The organism is Tolypothrix tenuis PCC 7101, from assembly GCF_963874875.1.
In the GTDB taxonomy this organism is placed as follows: domain Bacteria; phylum Cyanobacteriota; class Cyanobacteriia; order Cyanobacteriales; family Nostocaceae; genus Aulosira; species Aulosira tenue.
In genome coordinates this window covers 8342665-8367109 of the sequence record NZ_CAWNJS010000001.1, presented here as the reverse complement: position 1 = coordinate 8367109, position 24445 = coordinate 8342665, and the positions used below count along the sequence as shown (strand labels likewise).

General features: G+C 39.8%; 19 protein-coding genes. 2 read left to right on the top strand and 17 right to left on the bottom strand.

All coding sequences use genetic code 11. The features are described 5' to 3' along the window. Nucleotides 1-29 precede the first annotated feature (29 nt). Nucleotides 30-5117, top strand: a complete 5088-nt coding sequence (locus tag AACU25_RS32920; RefSeq protein WP_096582913.1) for a CHAT domain-containing protein — start codon at nucleotides 30-32, stop codon at nucleotides 5115-5117. A 578-nt stretch (nucleotides 5118-5695) separates the two neighbouring features. Here the strand turns inward: AACU25_RS32920 and AACU25_RS32915 are convergent. The 17 genes from AACU25_RS32915 to AACU25_RS32835 all read right to left on the bottom strand — a co-directional run bounded on the left by AACU25_RS32915 (nucleotide 5696) and on the right by AACU25_RS32835 (nucleotide 24053). Next, complete coding sequence (locus AACU25_RS32915) at nucleotides 5696-7339, bottom strand: acetolactate synthase large subunit (RefSeq protein ID WP_096582911.1); 1644 nt, start codon at nucleotides 7337-7339, stop codon at nucleotides 5696-5698. Nucleotides 7340-7514: 175 nt separating this feature from the next. Continuing rightward, entirely contained in the window at nucleotides 7515-8882 is a 1368-nt protein-coding gene (locus AACU25_RS32910; protein ID WP_096582909.1) for an NAD-dependent succinate-semialdehyde dehydrogenase, read from the bottom strand. 292 nt (nucleotides 8883-9174) lie between these two features. Beyond that, nucleotides 9175-10317 (bottom strand): CRISPR-associated endoribonuclease Cas6, encoded by a 1143-nt coding sequence (cas6, locus tag AACU25_RS32905; RefSeq protein ID WP_096582907.1) that lies wholly within the window; start codon nucleotides 10315-10317, stop codon nucleotides 9175-9177. 978 nt (nucleotides 10318-11295) lie between these two features. Next, nucleotides 11296-11601 (bottom strand): XRE family transcriptional regulator, encoded by a 306-nt coding sequence (locus tag AACU25_RS32900; protein WP_096582905.1) that lies wholly within the window; start codon nucleotides 11599-11601, stop codon nucleotides 11296-11298. Further along, nucleotides 11598-11957, bottom strand: a complete 360-nt coding sequence (locus AACU25_RS32895; RefSeq protein WP_190445668.1) for a type II toxin-antitoxin system RelE/ParE family toxin — start codon at nucleotides 11955-11957, stop codon at nucleotides 11598-11600. Before AACU25_RS32895 ends, AACU25_RS32900 begins: the two co-directional genes overlap by 4 nt. Nucleotides 11958-12955: 998 nt before the next feature. Continuing rightward, nucleotides 12956-13600, bottom strand: a complete 645-nt coding sequence (locus tag AACU25_RS32890; protein WP_096582901.1) for a hypothetical protein — start codon at nucleotides 13598-13600, stop codon at nucleotides 12956-12958. Nucleotides 13601-13603: 3 nt separating this feature from the next. Further along, entirely contained in the window at nucleotides 13604-14659 is a 1056-nt protein-coding gene (locus AACU25_RS32885) for an RAMP superfamily CRISPR-associated protein (RefSeq protein WP_096582899.1), read from the bottom strand. A 2-nt stretch (nucleotides 14660-14661) separates the two neighbouring features. Continuing rightward, nucleotides 14662-15105 carry a hypothetical protein gene (locus AACU25_RS32880; protein WP_096582896.1) on the bottom strand — a complete coding sequence of 148 codons (444 nt, stop codon included), beginning with the start codon at nucleotides 15103-15105 and terminating at the stop codon, nucleotides 14662-14664. Beyond that, nucleotides 15102-16067 carry an RAMP superfamily CRISPR-associated protein gene (locus AACU25_RS32875; protein WP_096582894.1) on the bottom strand — a complete coding sequence of 322 codons (966 nt, stop codon included), beginning with the start codon at nucleotides 16065-16067 and terminating at the stop codon, nucleotides 15102-15104. Before AACU25_RS32875 ends, AACU25_RS32880 begins: the two co-directional genes overlap by 4 nt. Nucleotides 16068-16097: 30 nt before the next feature. Beyond that, complete coding sequence (locus AACU25_RS32870; protein WP_096582893.1) at nucleotides 16098-16718, bottom strand: hypothetical protein; 621 nt, start codon at nucleotides 16716-16718, stop codon at nucleotides 16098-16100. Between the two features lie 11 nt (nucleotides 16719-16729). After that, nucleotides 16730-17611 carry a type III CRISPR-associated RAMP protein Csx7 gene (gene csx7, locus AACU25_RS32865; RefSeq protein WP_096582891.1) on the bottom strand — a complete coding sequence of 294 codons (882 nt, stop codon included), beginning with the start codon at nucleotides 17609-17611 and terminating at the stop codon, nucleotides 16730-16732. Nucleotides 17612-17638: 27 nt separating this feature from the next. Next, on the bottom strand, nucleotides 17639-18805 hold the full coding sequence (locus AACU25_RS32860) for a Card1-like endonuclease domain-containing protein (protein ID WP_096582889.1): 1167 nt from the start codon (nucleotides 18803-18805) through the stop codon (nucleotides 17639-17641). Nucleotides 18806-18866: 61 nt separating this feature from the next. Beyond that, entirely contained in the window at nucleotides 18867-19277 is a 411-nt protein-coding gene (locus tag AACU25_RS32855; RefSeq protein WP_096582887.1) for a hypothetical protein, read from the bottom strand. Next, entirely contained in the window at nucleotides 19274-20494 is a 1221-nt protein-coding gene (gene csx10 / locus AACU25_RS32850; RefSeq protein WP_096582885.1) for a type III-D CRISPR-associated RAMP protein Csx10, read from the bottom strand. The genes AACU25_RS32855 and csx10 overlap by 4 nt, the downstream gene beginning before the upstream one ends. Then, the gene (locus tag AACU25_RS32845) at nucleotides 20491-21201 is read right to left on the bottom strand and encodes an RAMP superfamily CRISPR-associated protein (RefSeq protein ID WP_096582883.1); all 711 of its coding nucleotides are present in this window, start codon (nucleotides 21199-21201) and stop codon (nucleotides 20491-20493) included. Before AACU25_RS32845 ends, csx10 begins: the two co-directional genes overlap by 4 nt. Next, nucleotides 21198-23597, bottom strand: a complete 2400-nt coding sequence (gene cas10, locus AACU25_RS32840; RefSeq protein ID WP_321206617.1) for a type III-B CRISPR-associated protein Cas10/Cmr2 — start codon at nucleotides 23595-23597, stop codon at nucleotides 21198-21200. The genes AACU25_RS32845 and cas10 overlap by 4 nt, the downstream gene beginning before the upstream one ends. A 150-nt stretch (nucleotides 23598-23747) precedes the next feature. Then, nucleotides 23748-24053: a CRISPR-associated protein Csx3 gene (locus AACU25_RS32835; protein WP_096582881.1), complete on the bottom strand. Its 306-nt coding sequence runs from the start codon at nucleotides 24051-24053 to the stop codon at nucleotides 23748-23750. A gap of 96 nt (nucleotides 24054-24149) precedes the next feature. Between AACU25_RS32835 and AACU25_RS32830 the strand changes: the two genes are divergently transcribed. Next, nucleotides 24150-24371 (top strand): hypothetical protein, encoded by a 222-nt coding sequence (locus tag AACU25_RS32830; protein ID WP_096582879.1) that lies wholly within the window; start codon nucleotides 24150-24152, stop codon nucleotides 24369-24371. Nucleotides 24372-24445 lie beyond the last annotated feature (74 nt).

Below are 24445 nucleotides of genomic sequence, written 5' to 3'. Positions count from 1 at the left end.
GAGATTAGAAATTGCGTTGGAGAACTTCCATGTCACTGCCGATTTCCATTGTCATTACGAATTACAATCGGGAGCATTTTCTAGGAGAGGCGATCGCCAGCGTCCTGAGGCAGACATGGCGAGATTTTGAGTTGCTGGTGTGGGATGATGGCTCTACAGATAATTCAGTAGCGATCGCACAAAAATATGCGGGGCAAGATAGGCGGGTGCGGGTAGTAGCAGCACCGCATCAAGGAATAACAGCAGCACGGCGAGATGCGATCGCTCAAACTACAGGAACCTACATCGGCTGGGTAGATAGTGACGACTACTTAGCACCAACCGCCTTGGAAAAAACCGTTACTATCCTCAATCGTCAACCAGAAATCGGCTTTGTATACACAGATTATCTAGATGTTGACGACAAGAGTAAAGTTATTAGATATGGTCGGCGCAGTCTGATTCCCTACTCTCAAGAACGACTGTTAGTTGATTTCATGACTTTTCAATTCCGCCTAATTCGTCGTTCTATTTATGACTTAGTAGATGGGTTCAATGGTTCCCCGGATTATGCGGAAGACTACGATTTATGTTTGCGGCTTTCGGAAGTCACCCAAGTTGCACATATTCAGCAGCCACTTTACTATTACCGCCACCATGCAGGGAATATCACTAAACAAGCCCAGCTAGAACTACTGTTATGTTCTCAACAGGTTATTGCTCAAGCATTGCAACGGCGAGGACTGGCTGATAAATATCAAATCGATGTTGAACTCTCCACTGGTCACTTTTTCTTACGTCACAAGCAACCCTCACAGCATTTTCTCACTAACGTTCTCAAAGGTGCAAAGTCTTTTTTAAACAGCAATTCAGTTCTCAGACGCTTACCCAAACCCCAGCCACTTTGCTTGGGAATCCTCCCTTTAGTTGCAACTCTAACTGCTGCCACAGCCCAAGCCCAACAAATTATACCTGCTAACGATAGTACAAATACTATAGTTACACCCAATGGCAACAGGCTGGATATTACTGGTGGTCAGACTTCGAGTAATGGTACTAACCTATTCCACAGTTTTCAAGAGTTTGGTTTAACACCAGAACAAATTGCTAACTTCCAAGCCAATCCCAATCTGCAAAATATTTTAGGTCGGGTGACAGGTGGTAATGCTTCCATTATTAATGGCTTAATTCAGGTAACTGGAGGGACTGCTAACCTTTATCTGATGAATCCCGCCGGATTTGTTTTTGGGCCGAATGCTAGCTTAAATGTTCCTGGTGCGTTTACCGCCACCACAGCCAACGGAATTGCTTTTGGTAATAGTTGGTTTAATGCTACTGGTGCAAATAACTACTCAGTTTTAGTTGGTAATCCCACAGGTTTCGCCTTTACCATGAGTCAACCAGGAGCTATATTAAATGCTGGTAATTTGGCTGTGGCTGATGGGCAAAGTTTGAGCCTGTTAGGTGGAACTGTAGTAAATACCGGAACCCTGACAGCACCATCTGGGCAAATTTTAGTGACATCTGTACCGGGGGAAAATTGGGTACGCCTCAGCCAGCCTGGTAATTTGCTGAGTCTAGAAATTCAACCGTCAGCGGCTAATAGCAATCAACCAAATAACTGGACAATCCCCATTCCCTCTTTACCAGAATTACTCACTGTCGGAAACACAGGCTTAACTGCTAATGCTGATGGAACTGTAAAACTTTCCGCGTCTAACACAACTATTCCCACTACTCCCGGTACAACCATTGTGTCTGGGAAAGTTTATGCCTCCGGTGCAACAGGCGGGAAGATTAATATTTTAGGTCAACAAGTCGGTTTAGTTGATGCTAATATTAACGCCTCTGGGAATAACGGTGGCGGTACAGTCTTGATAGGTGGCGATTATAAAGGTCAGGGAACTGTACCAACTGCTACTAACACTTATGTTGACAGTAAATCGGTAATTGCTGCCGATAGTAACCTCAATGGTGATGGGGGAAGGGTCATAACTTGGGCTAATGACACCGCCCAATTTCTCGGTAAAATTACAGCACGTGGCGGTGTGAATAGTGGTAATGGTGGTTTTGTGGAAGTATCGGGTAAAAATTTCCTCACCTTCAATGGTCAGGTAGATACTTCTGCTGCTAATGGTACATTGGGGACTTTGTTACTCGACCCCAGCACCTTAAGAATTATTGATGCCGCCGCAGGTGGTACTTTTGATGGGACACCGAGTAATATTCCCTTTGGATTGGCTGATAATGGTGCGAATACTATTTCTTGGGGTGCGTTGAGTACTGCTGGTGCCAATATTGATTTACAAGCCACAGGAAATATTACTATTGACCCCATTACTGGGAATACACCTGGGGTAACTACTGCAGCTGGTGTGGCGACGCTAAACTTAGGCAGTGGAGGTAATTTCCGGCTAACTTCACAAAATGGTGCTGTGACCTTTGCCAATACCAGCAATACTATCAATACAACTGGAGGTAATATCTTCATCTCCGGTGCGAGTTTATCACTAGGAAATCTCAACACTACAGGTAACTTTGTTCCTAGCGGTAATGTCAATTTATCTGCAACAGGTAACATTATTGCGGGCAATATTAATACTAGTGGCTTTGTGTTTGGGGGTGAAGGCTACGGTGGTGGGTATAACGGAGGTAATATTACTGCTACTAGTAGCGGGGGTGCGATTACCCTGGGAAATCTTAGCACCAATATCAGTGACGTGACTGGGGGTCAGGCGGGGACTGTCAATTTAACTGCTGTCGGCAATATCAATACAGGTAATATTAATACCTCTGCAACTGGGGGTTTCCAGTCAGCTACAGGCGGAACCGTTCAAGCAACTAGTAGTAGGGGTAGTATCACGACAGGCAATATTAACTCATCCGTTATCAAAGGCGGGCCGAGTGGCAATTATACGGCGACATCCGGTGCAGTAAACTTAACTGCTGCGGCTAATATTACGACTGGTGCAATTAATTCCTCAGCTACCCCACTGAATGTCGATGGTAATGCTACGGCTACAGCTGGAAACGTCACTCTCAGAACGACTAATCCTTTTGGTAGCACAATTACCTTTACCACAATCAACAGCCAAGCCACGACGGAACCGGGAGGTACTGTAACTGGCGGTGATGTCCAAGTCCTAACTAATGGACTGGTGCGAGGAACAGGGACATTAGCTACTGGAGATACGATCGCCACTGGTGGTATTATTGCCGCCATTGGGGGAGGTGGTAGCTCTGCACCACCTATCGGTGGTAACATCACAATTCAACATGATGGCGGCCCTGATAATGTGCCTTTTACTGTAGGTAATGCTAGCGTCAACGGTACAGCAGGCGCACTCAACGCTGGGGGAACTTCCATCATTACTGCGGGTAGTTTGAGTGCACCTGTCTTACCTAATGGCGGTGCAGCGAGTGGCACTCCCACCGGAATTACAATTAATTCTGTCAACAGTCCCCCAACATTAACAGCCAGCACAACATTACCTAATACTCAAATAAATCAGTCTGTAGCAGTCAACTTTGGTAGTTTAGGGGCAGTAGTTACCGATGCTAACAACGACAACACTACCATTCGCATTGATGCAGTCAATTCTGGTACTTTAACTGTCAATGGTGCGGCTGTTGTTCCTGGTGTGACTACAGTATCAAGCGGTTCTAACTTAGTTTACACACCCCCAACAGATACTACTGGTGTACTCAATGCCTTCACCATTCGCGCCAGTGATGGTGTTTCTACTTCCACACCTGTGCAGATAGGTATCAACGTCACACAGACAAATAAGCCAGATATTCCTGTGTGCAATTTCAATTGTCTACCAACAAAAGTTGACGAGCCTGTAAATAATAATGGTGGTGGTGAAGATAAAAAAGTTGGCGAGGAACTCCCAGAAGAGAAATTCACTGGGGAATATGAGCAACGTTTAGGTGTCGGTGGTAATACACTCAAATCACCAGATGATGCCAAAGAAATAGCTATTGAAATTGAGAAAGCCACTGGTGTTAAACCAGCATTTATTTACCTCAGTTTTGTACCTGTAGAAATTGCACCTACTTCAGCTAATAAACAGCTAAATACTACAGCCGAACAAGATAATGAACAACTGGAAATAGTAGTAATTACAGGCAAAGGTAATCCTATTCGTAAACGCATTCCCGAAGCGACAAAAACCAAAGTTCTCAAAGCAGCTAATCAATTCCGCCAAGAGGTTATCAATCCAGGCAATAACCTTTATTTGCGCCCATCTCACCAACTTTATAATTGGATAATTGCCCCAATCAATGCAGAATTGCAAACACAAGGAATCACCAATTTAGTATTTCTGCCAGACATCGGCTTACGTTCTGCACCAATGGCAGCCCTTCACGATGGTAAAAGCTTTTTGGTAGAAAAATATAGCGTGGGTTTAATGCCCAGTCTTAGTTTAACTAATACCCTGTATACAGACATTAAAAAATCCCAAGTTTTAGCTTTAGGTGTTTCCCAAAGTACCCAAGGACAAGAACCTTTGCCAGCAGTTCCAGTGGAAATATCAACATTAGTGACGAAACTATGGCAAGGTAAGTTGCTGTTAGATAAACAAGCGACTTTAGCTAATCTCAAAGCCGTTCGTCGTCAAGAACCATTTGGGATTATCCACATGGCTACCCATGCAGACTTTGAGCCAGGTACTTTGAATAAATCCTATATTCAATTGTGGGAAGATAAATTACGTTTAGACCAAATCCGGCAATTACGCTTAAATGACCCCCAAGTTGAGATGATGGTATTAAGTGCTTGTCGCACTGCGATCGGAAACGAAGAAGCAGAGATTGGGTTTGCTGGTTTAGCTGTTCTAGCTGGAGTCAAAACTAGTGTTGCGAGTCTGTGGTATGTCAGCGATTTAGGAACAGCCGCCTTAATGACGAAGTTCTACGAAAGCTTGAAAACCGCACCTATTCGCGCTGAAGCCTTAAGACAAGCACAAGTAGCTATGGCTACAGGCAAAGTTTTCCTCAAAAATGGTCAAATTCAAGGTTTAGAACCTGTGTCCAGTTTGCCTTTACCTGCTGCAAGTATTGATGAACCGGATAGATCCCTGTCTCATCCTTATTATTGGGCAGCATTTACAATGGTGGGTAATCCTTGGTAAGGGTCATTATTAGGCAATACAGTTCAGATAAGTTCATTAGTGATTGATTTGTCAGTTGTGGAAACAGCTAGCTCAATTGGGGGAGAATCCCCCAAACCCCCTCCAAAATTATTGTTGAGTTTTTTGTTGAATCATACCAATTCAAATAATGTTTGCAACAGATACATTCTTTGTAGGGGCACGGCATCTACAATCTTTTGGTATATGAAATATCTTACAGGTGCCGTGCCCCCACCCATCTGTCGCGTTCTTTTTTCAAAATGGTATAACTAGTTTTTTGGTTTTGTTGTCAATTATTTTTCTTAACTGAACTGTATTAGGTGTAATTTCACTTAACTTGATAGAGATTTAAATACCCGAATTTTTGAAAAAGTCGGGTATCTGGGCATTTGATATTGTTGGCAGTGCGTTAGGCTATCCCAACATGAAGATGTGCACCAGAAGACTCAATACTTGTCGGTTAAGGGCAAAAGGGGAAGGGGAAAAGGGGTAAGAAAAAACCTTTAACCCTTACCCTTTCACCTTTTCCCCAAACCAAATTCTGAGTTGAAAATCCTTAACCGAGTAGTATCAGAGGACTACAACTTGCAGCTTAACTCGCCGGCTTTTTGGGTGAAGCGGCGATTTTCACGATAGTCTACAGGACAATCGATAACCGCAGGTACATCTTGGGCTAACGCTTCTTTAAGGACAGGAATTAAATCTGTAGCAGCTTCAACTCTGTAACCTTTTAAACCCATACTTTCGGCTAATTTGACAAAGTCAGGATTACCAAAGCGGATAAAAGCTGACTGTCCTGGGCCAAAATGATTTTCTTGCTTCCACTCAATTAATCCATAGCCACCATCATTAAATATTAAGGTGACGAAGGGAGTACCGACGCGCAAGGCTGTTTCTAATTCCTGGCAATTCATCATAAAGCCACCATCGCCAGTTGCAGCCACTACTTTGCGGTTGGGATAAACGAGTTTTGCAGCTAAAGCGCCAGGTATGGCAATTCCCATTGCCGCAAAGCCGTTGGAAATAATGCAAGTATTGGGGCTATGACAATGATAATGGCGGGCAATCCACATTTTATGTGCCCCTACATCCGAGATGACAATATCATCTGGGCCCATCACTTGCCGCAAGTCATAAATTAATTTTTGCGGTTTGATAGGAAAGCCATCATCATGGGCGTGTTCTTCGTAGTCGGCACGAATATTTGGTTTTAAGCTGATAGCGTAGGGATTGGGTTTATTTTGTCTATCGGCTAACTTTAAAATTTCAACCAGAGAATCAGAAATATCACCAATTACTTCTGCCTGGGGAATATAACTGCTATCAATTTCTGCGGAACTGAGGGCAATATGAATAACAGGAATTTGTCCGTCAGGATTCCATTTTTTTGGTGAGAATTCAATTAAATCGTAGCCAATAGCAATTACTAAATCGGTGTTATCAAAGCCACAGGTAATAAAATCACGTTGCTGTAATCCCACTGACCACAAAGCTAAGTTATGAGTGTAAGGAATCACGCCTTTACCCATAAAAGTATTAGCAACGGGAATATTCAGTTGGGTAGCAAATTGGGTAACTGCATCACTTGCTTGGGCGCGAATCGCTCCATTACCTACTAAGATTAATGGGTTTACTGCTTGGGAAATTGCCGCAGCAGCAGCGCGAATACTAGCAAAAGATGCATAGGTTTTTTCAATTTTATCTTTACGCAGAGGTTTGCCTTCTACAGGCATAGCGGCAATATTTTCTGGTAAATCGATATGTACTGCACCTGGTTTTTCCGATTGCGATCGCTTGAATGCTTTTCGCACAACTTCGGGTGTAATACTGGGGCGAACAATTTGCTTATTCCACTTAGTAACCGGGGCAAACATTGCCACTAAATCTAAATATTGATGGGATTCGATATGCATTCTATCTGTTCCCACTTGCCCAGTAATTGCTACTAATGGCGCACCATCAAGATTAGCATCAGCTACCCCTGTCATTAAGTTTGTCGCCCCAGGGCCAAGGGTAGAAAGACAAACCCCAGCTTTCCCAGTCAAGCGTCCATAGACATCCGCCATGAATGCTGCGCCTTGTTCGTGACGGGTAGTAATAAATTTAATGGAAGATTTTTTTAACGCTTCTAAAACATGGAGATTTTCTTCACCAGGAAGTCCAAAAAGATATTCTACACCTTCGTTTTCTAAACACTGTACTAATAATTCTGCTGTATTCATATTTGTTTCCTCATTAGGATTGGGGATGGGGGATGGGGGAAGGGGGAAGGGGGAAAGGGGAAGGGAAATAATTTGTTACCCTTGACCCTAGACTAAAGACGCGATGAATCGCGTCTCTACAAATCTTGATCCTTAACCTTTTACCTTTGACTCTTGACCCTTGACTCTTGACTCTCTATTTAACCCACACAGTTTTAACATTGACAAACTCATGTATTCCCTGAATGCTCAATTCTCTGCCATACCCAGAACGTTTGATACCGCCGAAAGGTAGGCGGGGGTCGGATTTCACCATTCCGTTAATAAATACTGCGCCAGCGTCAATTTCTGTAACTAAGCGATCGCGTTCTTGGTTGTTGGTTGTCCAAGCGCTTGCGCCTAAGCCAAAGGGTGTGGCGTTCGCGAGTTTAATGGCTGCGTCAATATCGGGAACACGGAATAATAAGGCTACTGGCCCAAAAAATTCTTCTTGGGCGATCACACTATCTTGGGGAATATCTGTGATGATGGTTGGTGGATAAAAGTTACCCGGACGATCAGCTAAAAGTTGTCCTCCTGTGAGGACTTTACCGCCACTTTTAACGGCAGTTTGAACTTGTTGGTCTAATTCCTCGAGAATATCAGGAGTTGCCAATGGGCCTAAGTCGGTGTCTAGTTGCATGGGATCGCCAACTTTTAAAGCCAGAAATTTATCTAACAACAGTTTTTCAAATTTATCAGCGATCGCTTCTGCAACAATGAAACGTTTCGCTGCTATACATGATTGCCCGCTATTCAACATTCGTGCTGTAGTAGCTGTGACAACTGCTGTCTCTATATCAGCACTCTCTAACACGATGAATGGATCGCTTCCACCCAATTCTAGGACTGTTTTTTTTATTTGCTTGCCCGCCGCAGCTGCTAAGGATGCACCAGCAGGTTCACTTCCGGTTAAGGTAGCAGCTTTGACTCTCTCATCAGCCATTAAGTCAGCAACTTTCGCTGCACCGATTAATAATGTTTGAAAAGCACCTTGGGGAAACCCAGCACGGCGAATAATATCTTCAATTGCTAAGGCGCATTGCGGTACATTAGATGCGTGTTTAAGTAAACCGACATTCCCTGCCATTAGTGCTGGCGCAGCAAAGCGAAATACTTGCCAGAAGGGGAAATTCCACGGCATCACGGCGAGAATCACACCTAATGGCTGGTAACGCACAAAACTCTGACTAGCATCGGTTTTTACAGAAACATCTGCCAAGAAATCAGCCGCATTTTCTGCATAGTAGCGACAGACAGCCGCACATTTTTCAGTTTCTGCGATCGCAGCTTTTAAAGGCTTACCCATTTCCAGGGTCATCAACTTGCCAAATTCTGCCTTTTCTTGTTCTAAAATCTCAGCAGCTTTGATCAGCCATTGCGATCGCTCCCTAAAACTAGTTTTGCGGTAATGCTCAAAAGCCTGACCCGCTAAATCTAGCTTCGCAGCAATTTCTGTATCATTCAGCGCCTCAAAAGTCTTGATTGTCTCCCCAGTGGCAGGATTAATGGTGGCGATAGCCATTGCCTGACCTCCGTTTAAAATTAGCTTGAAGTAGCTCCTTAGTGTTACACATATCTTTTGAGGAAGCTACCATCTAAATTGTAGACTTTTAGCCAATATTTACTTTTGTAATGTTAAACTTTTGCAACTAAAAACGTTATAAACTATACATTTTTATTTAGTATTTATGCTTATTTAAGATTTAAATTTAACTGCATCACCAAAGTGTACTCCACCATTACCCCAATCCCCAATCCCCAATCCCCAATCCCCAATCCCCAGTCCCCAGTCCCCAATCCCCAATCCCCAGTCCCTAGTCTTGCTTCAACGCCCTGCGCGCCAACTTAACGTAAGTTTTCACGGTAGTATAGGGCATTTCTAAATCTTCGGCTATTACTTGCAAAGATTCTCCCATTTCGCGCCTTGCCAAGATTGTCGCCCAGGTTGCAGCAATTTTATCAGTGCGATCGCCTCCTGTGCGTTTCCTTTGGGCGGTGAATATCTCTGTTAATTCTGCAATCCTCTCCCCCAGCAAATTTGTCAGTAACTGCGTGGGTGTAGTTGGTTCTGGTTCCAACCAATCTAAGCGCGTTTGTCCGAGTCCAAAGGTGGTTTTGTGTCCTGTACCGCAGTAAGGTGCAAGTCGAACTAAGGCATAAAACAAGCGGGTAAATTCTGTATTAGCTAAAGCAGCTTTACTCAAACCACAGGAAATCGCCCCTGTAAAGCCAGTCACAGAACCACGTTTACCAGCCGCCACTTTTACCGATTCCAAGCGATGCTGATGGATGATCACCCCTTCATCTATCCAATCGAGGAAAGCTTCTGTTTCTATGGGAATTCCCGAAAAGTCATTCCAACGGCGCAAATAGCTGTGGAAGAGATTTACAGGAACTGGAAGTGGGAAATGATGACCTTTGCGGCGGAAACTGGTAGGGGAAACAAAGCTGAGACTGATGTTAGTTTGTTTCTCCACAGATGACTGCAACAATTGCGCGTAGGTTGTGGGTGGATGGGCAATACTCACCTGTTTGATTTGCAAGGGTGCATCTCTTAAAGCTAAAGTTTGTGGCAGTTGGGTTAACCATTGACCCAAAAACTGCGCTACCCTCGGAGATAGGGCGTTAACGTGCCAGTGGTAAGTCTGCTTTGCTTCTAGATGTAGCTGTCTACCAGTTGGAACGAGTTGACCTTCCAACGCTGAGATATTGAAAGGCTTTTCCGATTCGCCATCATGGAGATAAGCCGAGAGTTCTGGATTGAATTGTCTTACTTGGTCAAGAAACCAAGCATGAAGCCCAATTGTATACTGCGAATATAGGGAAGTAGAACTAATAGCTTCAAGGTCAAACACCAATCCCAACAATTCTGTATCATCAGCCCACGTAGGAACAGAGGACGTAGATACAGATTTGGACTTGGCTTTGCGAGTGGTAGATATTGCTGCTCTTGCCATCGCTGCTTGCTATGCAAATAATGTGGAATATTTTACTGTGGTTTCATCCCCTGTGGGGGACTGGGGACTGGGGACTGGGGATTGGGGATTGGGGATTGGGGATTGGGGATTGGGAAGGAAAACATTTCCTGTCTGTGAAGCTGCACATATTTAGATACCCCTAAATCCCCCTTAATAAGGGGAGCCACTGCGTTGGGCGGCTTTGCCGACTTGAAGCAAGTGGCGTGGACTTGATAGATTTATTCCGGTTCCCCCCTTAAAAAGGGGGGCTAGGGGGGATCTGATTCTATGCGGCTTCATGAAGAATTGATATGAGTTTAAAATGTTATCTCTTGTGGTATTGATATCTATGTAATTTCTAGGCATTGGACATTGAATTAAAAATAAATAGGGATCAATTTCAACATAATTCGTAATTAGTTATTAACTCTACAATTGTTGAGTTATGTAAAGCAAAAATTGGGTTTTTACGCTGTCTTTAATTGCTGAAATTGTTTATTTTCAAGGTAATTAGCAAAATATTACAGATTGTAAAACACTCGCTCAATATTCTGGTGATTATTTTTCTGTTTCCAAGAGAATTTATTTATGACTTAAAAATAAATTAGTTTTTTTGACTTTTTAGTGTAAAATTCATCCTTTCAATTCACAGTTAGTCATAAACTTCAACCAATCGCATTGCTGTAGTCTGCTTGGTGAATTCTTGATGCGAAAAATAATCATTCTCAGAAAAAGCGATCGCTCTTTTTCAGCCTGATTTTATAGGTTAACAATCTGAATAAATATAATACCTAATTTTTAATCCCCTTGCGGGGAAGTGGTGAAAACTGAAACAACTGTTCAATCACCATACTAGAGGAGTGTTTTAATCCCCTTGCGGGGAAAACACTTTTTCTCTAGCCAGAAAAATGATAACTTGACATTTTTGATAAGTCAAGATACTGTTTAGCGTTTTTCTTTTTCAAAAAGAACTAGTTTTTACTCAAATTGAGCAAGAACAATTTCCTCTTCGGGGAAATCAGCTACTATTTTGAGATTCCCACCAAGAGCTTTAATATAGCGTGAGAGGGCGGAAATTTGAATGTCCTCTTGGTTCTCTAACTCTAAAACTGTAGAATCAAAATCATCGAGTTTTTTTTCCAACTCATCCTGTGTCAATCCCAAGGATTCTTGCAATTCCATTAGGGTAAGATGAAGTAATGCAATTTGAGCGCGAGTTTTATTTCTTTCTCTTCGCTCAGGTGACATCTGCTTTCGCAATTCACTAAAAGGCTTTGTCTTCATATCAATCCTTCATCCTCTAGCTCTTTTAGCAATTCGTCGTAGAGTCTATCAGCTTTGGGTACATTCTCCTCATACCAGCGATCGTTACCTTTTTTGTTACCTCCTAAAAGGAGTACCGCCATCCTACGAGGATCGAAACAATACAATATTCGGTATGGCTCTCCCTTATGTTGTATCCGAAGTTCTCGCATATTTCCGTGACGAGAACCCTTGATATCTGTGCTATAGGGGGAGCGAAGATTCACACCTCTTTCCTCAAGCAACTCTACTACAACATCAATAGAGTCTTGTTCTGCTTCGCCAAGCGTTAAGTACCACTGCTCGAACTCGTCTATATACTCTACTTCGATTGCCATGTATAATAATTTCCTATTTATTAAAGACTTCGTACTGTATGCTGCTTGAAAAGTTGATTCAGTTGAGCTTAATGCTAGAACAGGGGGCGATTCACCCAAGTATGTGGTTATTTGTTGATTCATGTTTTGTTCCTATAAAGATTGCTGGCTAAGATAGCCTTACTTTATATACTATTAGACCTAAGAAGAAGTTAGTAGTAAGAATTCATTATTAATCAATCAATTTCACAGTTTTAATACTTCCATCATTCTTCAGAGCAGTAACACTCAGGGTTTGAAAAACAGTAAACACCGCACGCAATACAAAAATTACTTCTGAAAAACCGTCTCGTAGCAAGGACTTCAGTGCTGAATTTCAATTGTTTCAATCCCCTTAAGGGGTAAAAGTAAGCTTAAATTGAAGCCTGTGAAGAGTGAGCGATTCACGGGTATGAGTTTCCATCCCCTTGCGGGGTAAGGGTAACTGTAACTCCATGAAGTGTTCTATATAGCTGATGTGGTTGATGTTTCCATCCCCTTGCGGGGTAAGGGTAACTGTAACCTATGTTGTTTCCTTTTGTTTTTGCTATAGGCGAAGCAATTGTTTCCATCCCCTTGCGGGGTAAGGGTAACTGTAACCCCTCGCTTTGAAACCCTTATCACCCATAGCTTCCAGAGGCGGTTTGCGACGGGGTACTCATTTTATTTTTCTCCCCTCCAAAAATAACCAGAAAAAATCCCTGAAAGCCTTACAGAATAAGCAATCGGCAGGGTCTACGAAAAAACTAGGGTTTCAGCGATTTGGTAACCCGGCCGCAAAACCACTTTTTCCTTTCAGGGTAGTATGGAAATCTACCCTAACAACCAAGATATTTATGCAATTTTCAAGGTTCTGTTCTCTATTAAGCCTAGAGAAAGCACGTAAGACTTAACTAAAAATTTGCAATGTAAATAATATGATTCACAGATATATATTCGTCAAGCCTTACCTATAAAAAACTTAAAGCATTAATACTGAGTTAACTTACATACTTTACGCTTTTAATCGTCCCATCATCCTTAACAGCCGAAATTTTCACCTTCACCACCTGTCCCTCATGGAGAGAACTAGCTTGCTTCGGTTCCTTCTCGGTTAACTTAATCGTCCCCAAAATTTCATAGGTGACTTTATTACCATTGATTTTGGTAACCTTCGCCTCAATAATTTGCTCAACTTGAAAATCTTGAGCTTGCGCTACTTTCGCAATTTCCGCTTGACGCGCTGACTCAACAGGTAGCGCTTTGGGAGTCGCAATTTCCCCAATCGGGACACCAGCATCTTTGTAATAACGCATCAGACGCGATACCCAACCTAAAATTTGCAGCATCGTATCAGCATCGTTTACACCTTTGAGATAATCGCTACAAGCTTTCTCAATACTGCGGTAATAATCGGTAGTTTTACCACTGTGTCCAATTTGTCTACCATTACTGACGAGGGTTTTCAGGTATTGGAAGAACCGGGAAGTAGCATTTGGCTGGTTTACAGAAGCGCGGAGATAAGCGACAGCTTTACCCAACTCGTTGACATCTGTATTTTCTTTAACTAAAATTTGGGCGATCGCATGGGCAGTTTCCCACTGTGCATCTGTGAGAGATTCGGATGATAATTCAGCTATTGTCATAATTTAGTACATTCCCGATGGTGGTTCGCGTTCGGTGGGATAGCGTAAAATTGCAGCCAGTTCTTCTAATTGCGGTTTTTGAATCAAGCGTGAATGTGCTACTTGAATATTTTTTTGGATAAATTGTTGTAATTTTTCCCCAATCAACTCATCAGCTTGATTGAGATTATAAGAAGAATAACGCTGTTTCAAGTTTTGCGGTTGGTGGATTTTATCGATATTAACAGTCATTGTTCCCATCCCTATCGGTTTACCACCGCCAACTTTTAAAGCCATCGGATATTTAGCATCTTGTCCTAAGACAATTAATAAAGTACCTAATTCTTCTGCTGTCAAATTTTTAAAATGTAATTGAGTCGTAAAAATATATTCTCTACCAGCTTGTTGTACAGGCATTCCCGCATTTTGACCTTTATCAATTGCTCTATTAGTATTGTAATAAAACTTGCGTCCAGCAACTTTTCCTCTAATAAAATATGCCCCACGTTCATCAGGACGAGGACGATATAATGAAGGTATAAACCCTGTAGAAAAGCTGATATTTTCACACTTTGCATCGTTAAAATCTAGCAAACCTTGCCAATCTAAAGCACCAAAAACTCTACTAGCAGGACAAAGTTGTTCTTTCTGGCGACAAGGTAAGCGTTCTGGGGGAATTTTATCTCTATATCTATTAGTAATAACTGCTAAAGTACTATTAGTAATCGCCTCATATACAGAGCGGATACAACCTTTCAGTGAACTACCTTGAATCGAGAGTTTTTGGTCAACACCCTGTACCATAGTTTTAATCAGGGGAATTTTTTGACCAATATCGCTACCCATAACCACCACCCCAGTAGAGACATGGAGAGGAGTCTGCACTTTTAGGGTAAGATACAAAGTACCATGCAGGCGATCGCTAAAATATTTATGATGTCCAGCCGGACGCTGTAAATTAGGGCGTTCTTGGGGAAAAGAAACGAATTTATAAGGTTTTTCTGGAAGTTCAGATGATGAATCCCCACCGCTAGGGCGATTAGGTGGTTGTTGAGGTCTTGATGGGCGATTTACTGTCATAATTACTGTGTAATTGTCAAAGCGACAAAGTGAACTGTAGAAGTTTGTTTATCGATAAAATAACGCTGGGCGATATTTGCTGCTTTCTCAGGAAATCCTTTAGGGAAACGAGTTTCTGTAGATCCATATAAATGAGCATTTCTATCTTGAATATCCCAATCTTTACCCACAGGGCTAAAATCAGCATACTCACCAGCAACACTTAAAAGCAGCACTTCATAACTATCTTTACGTTTATACTTCCACCGCAATTCACAATTTTGATTAAACATTTGTCCTTCCAGCATCGGGAAGTCATTTTCTGTGGGTACTTGTTTCCAATTATCGCTAACTTTATGAGTCCATCTCAGGAAGTAGTAACTAGGTTCAATTGCAAATTCTTGAATTAAATCAAGTAATTTTGCAACTGATAAAAGTTTTTCTTTTACACCAACAAAAGCCGTCATCTTGATACCCCTAATAAACTACTCCAAGATTTAACAGCACGTTCAAATAAATCTGTAACCGTACCATCTCGCCAAGTAAGTTGCACACCAAAACCTAAATTCATCTCTTGTGCTGCTACAGGAGTATCTTGATAATCGGGTTTAGAGAAACCATATAATTGTGCGTCTTCATCTGCCAAAAATTCTCCCGCACCTAAGAGATAAGTATGATTCCATTGTTTTTGACTACCAATAGCCTGAATTTGGCGTTTATCTTCCGATAAAACACAACCAGGATATTGCACAACTGCTTGATTCAATTTCACCTGTACAGTACCCAAACCCCGAGATTTAGCAAAACCTAAACCAAACCAACCGTCATCTAAATCGCGCAACACTAAACCAATTAAACCTAGTTGAGAAAGAGTGAAGTTTTTGAGGTGAATTTTAGTTTTAAATTCCCCCGCAGTACAAACTTGATAATTAAAAGGCCCCACCGCTACCGAACCAAAAACCCTATCAATTGCTACACCATTACGTTCTTCAATTTTCAGAGGCTGAGATTTATCTGGATAAGCATCTTCAATTCTCAATCTACTAGCAATAGAAGTATTACCAAATAATTGGTCAGTAAAACTAGATAATTTGTAAATATCTGGTGCAGGTAAATCCTTACCATCTTTAGTTTTGAGATAATCATATTTATCACTTAATGGATCGTTAGCCCAAAGAAAATTTGAGTTATTTGGATCGCGCTTATCTCTACCTACAGTCCTGACAATTCTTTCAGCATGGGCGCGAATTGCACCTTTTAAACTACTTCCAGGTAAATATATAGAACGCCCACCAGCATGATACGTTTCCACAAATTCCATATCCGGCTTAGTCGGATCGGCTCCTTCCTTACCCGATTTAATCAGCATCGGCCCATCAGGAATTAGGGTTAAATCAATAGTACAATGGTTAACAAATCTTTTATGCATAGCTATATTTAGTTAAAGAAATATTGCAGATTAAGCCGCTACTAAATTATTTAACTGTATTTCGCATTGTTGAAATACAAAATTAACAACAGCAAATAATTTATCTAGTTCTTGAATAGTATAGAAAGTACTATTTCTGGTAAATATGTCTGATTCTAACTTACCAAATTGCCAGCGTTCGCCATTGGAAACAATACCATAAATCACTATTTGATATTCACCATTTAGTCTTTGGGCTGCAACCATTTCTGCTAAACATTGCGCCCAGCCAGTTTCAAAGTTATCTTGCTTGGCTTCTACTAAAATAAAGTATGGTTTTTCAAATACGAATTTACCCAATGGTGAACGTTTAGCTAAAATGTATTCAGGAAAACCTGATAATTTCTCGTCATAATTTAATGATTGATGACTCCATAAAATAAACTTACTGCGGTAAGTCTTCCAAACTTCTTTGAGTACGGGATAAATCAAATTTTCACAAATTGCAAACTCTGAATTATCAACAACAGCATCCCGCATCATTAGTTCTAAATCTTCACGGAAATAGTCAGGAATAGTAAAAGCAATTTCACTGACAAAATTTGCTTCAGTATAAGTCACTTGAAACGCTTTAAGAACTTCCCCGATAGTTTTGAAACTGCTGAAAGCCATATTTACCCTCCTCAAGAATTTGGCGTGACTTCAGTTGTTTGAGTCTTAGCTTGATTTTCTCGTAAATAATGAATCAGCGAATTTGTCCAATCTTGCTTTAAATTGGACTCTTTGACATCTTGATAGCTGGGTAGTTTATCTGATGAATTACTATTTACCAATTCTTGCAAGTATGTCAGTAATTTTTCTGGGTTGTTGCTGACATCTAACCAGTACATTTTGTCAATATCTAGTTTAACCACACCCAAGCCACGCGATCGCCCTCCACCCAGAGGTATTTGTTCTGTCTCAAACTGATGTAACCCAATCATCAACAGTCCCAGTTCATAATCCTCAGCGTTTTCTACCACCGCTTTAAACTCAAACTGCGTTCCTGCTGGGACTACTTGAAAATCGTAGAGTTTCCCATCTGCTGCGGTTTCCGTGTCTCTATCAATAGCTACCCCGTCTCTTTCTTGGTACTGTCCAAACCAAGTATCAGGGACTACAGTTAAATCTCTGACTTGGAATTTGCTAGCAATCCAGGGTGAACCAAATAGCAGAGATGGTAAGTCAGTATGTTGGAGAATAGCTTCAGTTAAAGCTTGGTCATCATCGTAAGCGTCTTTTAACTGCTTCATTTCCTGGGATGTAATTGACCATTCATCCTCAATAGCTGGATTGGCTACTAATTTGCGATTATTTCCTACAATACCTCTGAGGAAACTTTCTAAGCGCGATCGCATTGCACCTTTAAAGCTAGATCCTGGTATTAATGGATTACCCAAACTGTCTTTAATTACAGGTAAATCTGATCCAATTGGTTCACTCGAACGACCTGCGCTGATACGTAATGCTGTAATTGTGGTGAGTACGCCTGTAATTTCTAAGCGATTTTTGAATGTGTCAAACATAGTTTTTTATTAATTTTGTAGATTTATTTAGCGCCTCGGATACGTAGGAGATTGCATTTCTTTTCCTAAGATGTTACTCATCCTAATTAGTTCATTTCCTGACACCACTACAACTCTATTATTTCTTGCCTTATTTAGAAATTCTTCTCCTACGACACCTTCGCTTGTTATGAATAATTTTACACAGTAATTTCCTCCTAGTTTCTCTGCTTTTGAACTCAAAACAGACAAATCGTCAGCATCCAGTTTTCCACCAGTTTTACATTCACAAATCATTGCATTAGCACTGTTTAAACAAAACACATCTATCTCGCCTCGATAATTATCTATCTCAACTCCCATTTCTACAGAATCAAAGCTACACTGTTTAGCTGAGGAGTATACGAATACCTCTAACCAATCTCCAGCCAAAAAAGCATAATTTTCTTTTGTTTCTATGCGAAATTTAATGATATTATTCAAAATTTCAAATTTATGAATAATTGAATAAACTTCTAATTGTTTAAAAAAAGTTTCTAATTCACTATTTAATATCCTTAATTTAGTAAAATCTTCTGCATGGATTCTGAATCCTCTTGGCGCTTTAATACTGTTCCCACTACCTGCATTACTGCGAATCACAGAAAGAACTTTTCTTGAAATATCAATATTTTCCACAATATATCTTGCTATTATTTCTATATTGCTTTCATGGAATAATTTCTTTTTGAAAATATTAAAACCATACATAGCAACATAATTTTCTACAGTTAATTGCTTATTAAAAGCTACAGGTTGTTTACCAAAAACTAGTGGAATGATCTGCGATTGATCTGTGTTTACGGTAAATACTAAAACATCTTTATACTTTTCCTGAACATAACTATAAACTGAAAAAGCCATTGATTGAGGAACAGTACTTAAATTTACATATTTTAACTGTTCTACACCTTGACAAAGTTTTTGTGCAGCTATATATACTTCATCAAATTTGTTAGGATCAACACTGATTACATCAGTTTCGTTATCACAAACTAAATTTTTTCTTTCTTGCTTAATAACTTTTTCTATATTCTTTTGAAATTGTAAATATTGCTCTTCTATACACAGCAAAAATTTTATTCTATCAACTTGATCAAGAAATTGAAGAACTCCTGCAATTGCTGGAACTCCACTACGACCTCCAATCAGGACTAACATTATTCTTTCCGACATATATTAATATTTATTTCCTTTAATTTGTTCATTTAACTATTAATTTAATTCTGGAAAATTCCTAAATTTTACCATCTTTTAGATACTTCAGATGACGTGCGCCATAGCCTAAATAACGGCGAATCAATTCTAGCCAAATAGGTTTATAATCACTTTGACAACATTCAGCAATTATTTGAGCATTTTTCTTGATATTGCCATCAATATCTTCGATAATTTGCTCTGCGAGAGAACCTTTACCTCTACCCCATTTTTTATCTCTACCTACTTGATAACGGATAAAGTTTTTAATTACTTCTACACTATCAGTAGTGTCTGATACACGCAATAAATTACGAAATTGAGATTCTTCTAAATCTCCATATTTTCCTGTGTCTAATGCAGACTGAATAAGTATAACTAGCTCATCTTCAGCTAGGCGAATTCCTTTTTGCACTTGTAAATCTGTCTGTTGTTCTGATAAATTACTCATACTGCTTCCTCTCTCAATACTAGATGAAATTCATTACAAATTTGTACTTTTCCAAAGCCTTCACAGGTGCGATCGCCTACTCCATATATTTCTAAATTCTCCCAGGCTTTCTCCCATAAATCCTCTGATTTTACACTAAATAAATACACAGAACCTTTATTAGTAATCAATTCCACATCTTTCATTAAACCCCAAGCGGAATTCCAACCGGAACGATAGTCATAGCTGCTATAAGTTGCATGAAGTTCCAAAAAATTATTAATACCCGCAAAATCCTGAAGCATCTTTTCCGAAATTACAGTAGTGCGTTGCCAGTTATCAGTTAAGATGGCATCTGCTTGCAAATCTACGGTAAAATAAATACGATTTTCTGGTAAATCTTGGATGGGAAGTCCAAATATATTTTTCCATTCTTCCCAGCGTTGGCGTAATCTTTGATTAAATTCTTTAACTCTATTGTTAACAGTTGATTTGATTTCACCAGGTAGATTAACTGTAATTTTGACTCTTCCTAAGCCCCGTGAAGCTGCGCCACCTAAACGTAAATCTTCTGGATGATTGTTCAGAAAATTGTATAAAGGTTCTGCTAAATCATCTGCAACGAAGATTGTCCCTCTATATATGACTGGTTTTTCTTGATAATCTTGAGATTCATTTAACACTTCTATACTATAAAGCACCTGTTCTTCAGAAGTCGCTCGGCGGCGATTAATACCTACTCTAGTTAATAAACGGCTAGTTGTCGAATTACGATAATATCTATTCTGCACTTGATAAAAGCCAGTAAAAGCATCGACTCTACCACCATCAACAGGACAATTAGGATCGTAAATATGACTAAAACTTTCAGCACAGAAACGGTCTATTAATGTATCAAAAACACCATTATGTTTAGGATCGTTAGGTTGTGATTTAAAACCTGGCTTATTTTTGGAACTTAAAGCCGTATTAGGTAATACTCTGACCTCCGATTTAATTTTAAAATCAGCAGGATAGGCATTGTGGAAGATAGCGGGATTTTCACCTAAAAATAGCTCGTGAAAATCGTCGCCATGCGTGATGGGTGTATTAGCTCGTTTTAATATTACAGATGCGATCGCCCCACGAATCACAGAACCAGGAATATAAGTTTCCGCCTCACTTATAGAACCCCCAGGCTTTTGTCGTCCAATAGCTAAAGGAGACAGTGCTTTAATTTCTAAATTTATTTGTTTCATTGCTCAAACCCTTTTGCCAAAAAATCCCACGCGGCTTGTTCTAGAGGTAATTTTGGTAATTCCCAATGTAACCATCCCAAACCTGTTGACTTACTAGCACCCAAAGCATGAATATGTTGCAGTCCCGCTAAAATTAATGCTCCTGCATAACTTGGAGCGCCTGATAGATGAATCTGTCCTGTAAATCTTAATTGAGTGTTAGCTGGTGAAGTTTCTAAAAAGTAAAGTTTATTTTCTTCGGCGGTACGTCGGCGGCGGTTAATTGTCACGCCTGGACGCAATACTTCTGGTAAATTATCAGGGTCTTCTGTACAAATTAAATCATCAAAAATAACACGAGAAGCTAAAACCGGATTCCCAAATATTTGACAAATTAAACAATGATAATTTCCCTCATCACTTGAGACTTGATATTCTGGACGCTCAAAATTCCCAATTAATCCTGCTCGTTGAGGACACATAGTTTGAGGATTAGGAGAATCACAAATTGACCAATGTAATCCCCTGGCAATTTTTTCACATTCATGACGTAGCCGACCTTTAATTTGAGAAGCGGGTATAAGTAAATTTCCTTCAGAGTTACGCACAATTGGTTTATCTGCTAGGGAACCTGATGAACCCCCTGCACCAACACATAAAGCTGATTTAATTACAGCTGTAATTTGGTAGGAAGTAATAGGGTTAGATAATTGCTGGAGATAGATCATAATTCAGTTTTGCTAGTCACAATCTTTATTTCATCGACATCACTATCATCATCTGATGCAGCAATGAAATCATACAAATCAACAACATCTCGCCAAATTGTTTCAAACAAAGGATAATCTGATTTATCATCTTCCAGCGAGCCATCATCATACATCCAAGGTGCTAGATTTCCATTATTTTTTGCATCTTTAGGCTGACACCAAGCTTCTTCAAAGTATTCTTGTAAATTTGGTTTTCCTTGTTTGAGTCTTACCCGGAAGTAACGATAATTGAGAATAGCTGTTTGCTTACCTCTTTCTAGTAAACTGCGTATTTGATAAAGTTGTGATTTGGGAAATTTAGCTTCTTTCAAAGCTTCTATAACCTTGATCAAACCTCCTAATTCATGAAAGGTATAGGGAGCAGCATACAATTTTAGCTTTGGCTTTAGATTTTTTAGTAATGCTTGTTTACGAAATTCTTTGATGTCGGAAGAAATCATCGTAACTGATTTCATAGCCAAAAAATCTACTGTTCCGCCACAATATCCAGCTTTTCTTAATTTTTTAGCACGTTCTTTAGCTGATTTAAGTAACTGTTCTGTTAAGTCTCTAGCATAGTAAATAGGTGTATTATATGCGGTAATTAGTACACCAATAGAAGTGCTGAGTTGACATTTAGATATTTTAGCTTCTATAGGTTTATAACGATGTATTTTTTTCTGTTCTATTGGCTTATTGTCTGACTGAGTTTCATAACAGCCAAGGATAGTCTCACTTCCTGCTATTTCTGTTAAAGGTACTTCCTTGAGAAGAATCTTTTCAAACTGTTCACCAATAGTTTTTGCAATATTTAATGCTTGATTAGCTGGAACAATGAGGATAATATCATCACCACCAATGGTGATAATTTCAAATGGATGAACTATATCACCATTCTGTAAACCTGATTCTGATTCTTCCTCATTAAGATTTTTGAGTTCATGAGGATGAAGGTGATGTGCTAGTGCTTGATACACTGCATATTCTGTGGCTAATTCTACATCTCTACTAAAAGTCTGATGTTGCTTTGGAGTACGAATTTTCTGAATATAACCACCCATATTATTGCCATCAGCATAGATATAGGCTACAAACCCTTTACTAGCATTGGCAATATGGCTGAGGTTTTGAGATATTTCAATCTCTTCAGGTTCAATACCTGCATAGTATTTTTGAGCTAAATTAGGATTATTTTTGAGAAATGACTTAAATTTATCTACCCAGCCTTCAATGATAGGAATTTTCCATGTTAATTGAGAATTTTGATACCATTCAGGGATTCTGGGTTTTCCTTTTTTTGCTTTGTAACCGACTAAGTGTTTACGAGCCGAAACCTCAGAAAAATGAGATTCTTTAGGTAGTTCTGGCGGTTGAACAATTACTAAAGCTGTTCTCCGTTCTCCCTCATCACGTATCAAATAAGGATGAGTTTCAAACATAGGAGGATAACGTCGGCTAGGACGATTAAAATAGTCATGACCACTGCGACGTTGATGAAATAAAATTGCTAATTTGGTAGTGATTTCATTAAAACTTTTACGGTCAGCAAAAGCCTCTTCAACAGCAACAGCTAAATTAGAGCATTTTTCTGTTTGCGAGTTTTTGAGATTTTTTTCTAAATTACCAAAGTAAGCTTGCACTAGCGGTTGCTGATAATTTTGCCGATACCAATCTAACCAGAATGTATTTTCAATAGGCTCTCGGAGCAAGCCAAAGTGAATTTCTAGTAGTTTAAATTTCTCTCCAACTGCACAAGAATTTGCTGTTAAAGTTTCTTCTGTATAGCGTTTTTCAATCGCATTGGCCAAATCATCAACAAATGCAGCTGGACAAAAAGCCAGAATATTACCGCCTGTAGAATAAATAATTAGTTCTGGGATCAGAACTTCAGATAAGTTAATATCTTTGTGGAAGTTTTTATTTAGCCATGCTCTAACTTCATTACATTCAGCATTATAACGATTAGGATTATCTGCAGTGGCATAATTACGATTAAAGAATGCAGGTAAATCAATCAGGTTTATTCTATCTAATAAGGCAGATGCACCGCGAATATCTTGAATTTTTGAAGATTCAAATACATATTGCTTAATCTTAGTTGCACCACCATAGACTAAACCAATTTCCCTATTCCAATATTCTGGATACTTCTCAGGTAAGACTTTTAATTTCTCTAGAGAATCAGGAAATTCTTCTTGCTGTAATTTCTGTACCTGTCTCATGAATTCTTGAAATTTTTCTGGTAATTCTTTCCTCTGATTTAACGATTGACGAGTTTGTGTGACTAAATCATTAGGTTCGCGCTTATTACCCCAAGCCAAACACCAAGCAATAGCAATTGTTATAGAATTTGTCTTATCCATCTGTGTTGTCATTTGTACATACTCCAGCAATTCTCAACCACACCTCACCAAGAAACGCAAGCATACATCTCATGGGTGAATTTGCTTAAATGCGACTACTCCCGCTGTATCATCACCGTAAATCCCCAAATTTATGCAACAGCAGAGAGTTAAATTGGCTACTCAATCAACCAAGTCGCCTAATTTATATGCAGGGTTATGTGTGATAGAAATCACATATTTACCTATTTTGGGATCGAAAAAACCAACTGCACCGTAAATATGAGCTAGTTTATGTGCTAAAACAAACGCCACAGGTATAGAAATAGGCCCGTTAATCTTCAACAGTGGGCCTCCTACAAGTTCTCCTGACTCCGCCATTTTTTCCAATCGGGCGGCTGCATCTTTGACAATCTGGTCATTTTGGGCAGGTTCACCAAAGTTAACTCGCAAAATCCCATTTTTGAACTCGATTTTGTAAGTACTCATATTTTTCTCACTTCTACAGATTGCTTTGATCATACAGGTAGCCTGGAAGACCTTGCTTCTAGTTTTTGTTGCAGTCACCAAGTACCTAAGTCGGTTATGCTCAAAGCTAGTATAAGCGATCGCTTTTTTACCCTCTTGACCTTCAACACCACCAGCTATGTATGCGATCGCATCTCTGTAGCACTTCCCTATTTTCGAGATTTATTGCTAAACAATCCTATTGCGAGATATATTATTCCTCTAAAGATTGCTCAAAACATCAGCCGCATTTTTGTATCAGCCTTGTATTTGCAGTATTCACACCAAAACAATCAGTAATTTGATAGATTTTACTATAGTGAGATTGAGCATATATTTTTTATTAATTGCAGCGAATTAATTTAGATAAATAG

Coding starts and splice junctions, on each gene's coding strand:
- AACU25_RS32920 (WP_096582913.1), top strand. CDS start 30: ATGTCACTGCCGATTTCCATTGTCATTACGAATTACAATCGGGAGCAT.
- AACU25_RS32915 (WP_096582911.1), bottom strand. CDS start 7,339: ATGAATACAGCAGAATTATTAGTACAGTGTTTAGAAAACGAAGGTGTA.
- AACU25_RS32910 (WP_096582909.1), bottom strand. CDS start 8,882: ATGGCTATCGCCACCATTAATCCTGCCACTGGGGAGACAATCAAGACT.
- cas6 (WP_096582907.1), bottom strand. CDS start 10,317: ATGGCAAGAGCAGCAATATCTACCACTCGCAAAGCCAAGTCCAAATCT.
- AACU25_RS32900 (WP_096582905.1), bottom strand. CDS start 11,601: ATGAAGACAAAGCCTTTTAGTGAATTGCGAAAGCAGATGTCACCTGAG.
- AACU25_RS32895 (WP_190445668.1), bottom strand. CDS start 11,957: ATGGCAATCGAAGTAGAGTATATAGACGAGTTCGAGCAGTGGTACTTA.
- AACU25_RS32890 (WP_096582901.1), bottom strand. CDS start 13,600: ATGACAATAGCTGAATTATCATCCGAATCTCTCACAGATGCACAGTGG.
- AACU25_RS32885 (WP_096582899.1), bottom strand. CDS start 14,659: ATGACAGTAAATCGCCCATCAAGACCTCAACAACCACCTAATCGCCCT.
- AACU25_RS32880 (WP_096582896.1), bottom strand. CDS start 15,105: ATGACGGCTTTTGTTGGTGTAAAAGAAAAACTTTTATCAGTTGCAAAA.
- AACU25_RS32875 (WP_096582894.1), bottom strand. CDS start 16,067: ATGCATAAAAGATTTGTTAACCATTGTACTATTGATTTAACCCTAATT.
- AACU25_RS32870 (WP_096582893.1), bottom strand. CDS start 16,718: ATGGCTTTCAGCAGTTTCAAAACTATCGGGGAAGTTCTTAAAGCGTTT.
- csx7 (WP_096582891.1), bottom strand. CDS start 17,611: ATGTTTGACACATTCAAAAATCGCTTAGAAATTACAGGCGTACTCACC.
- AACU25_RS32860 (WP_096582889.1), bottom strand. CDS start 18,805: ATGTCGGAAAGAATAATGTTAGTCCTGATTGGAGGTCGTAGTGGAGTT.
- AACU25_RS32855 (WP_096582887.1), bottom strand. CDS start 19,277: ATGAGTAATTTATCAGAACAACAGACAGATTTACAAGTGCAAAAAGGA.
- csx10 (WP_096582885.1), bottom strand. CDS start 20,494: ATGAAACAAATAAATTTAGAAATTAAAGCACTGTCTCCTTTAGCTATT.
- AACU25_RS32845 (WP_096582883.1), bottom strand. CDS start 21,201: ATGATCTATCTCCAGCAATTATCTAACCCTATTACTTCCTACCAAATT.
- cas10 (WP_321206617.1), bottom strand. CDS start 23,597: ATGACAACACAGATGGATAAGACAAATTCTATAACAATTGCTATTGCT.
- AACU25_RS32835 (WP_096582881.1), bottom strand. CDS start 24,053: ATGAGTACTTACAAAATCGAGTTCAAAAATGGGATTTTGCGAGTTAAC.
- AACU25_RS32830 (WP_096582879.1), top strand. CDS start 24,150: ATGCTCAAAGCTAGTATAAGCGATCGCTTTTTTACCCTCTTGACCTTC.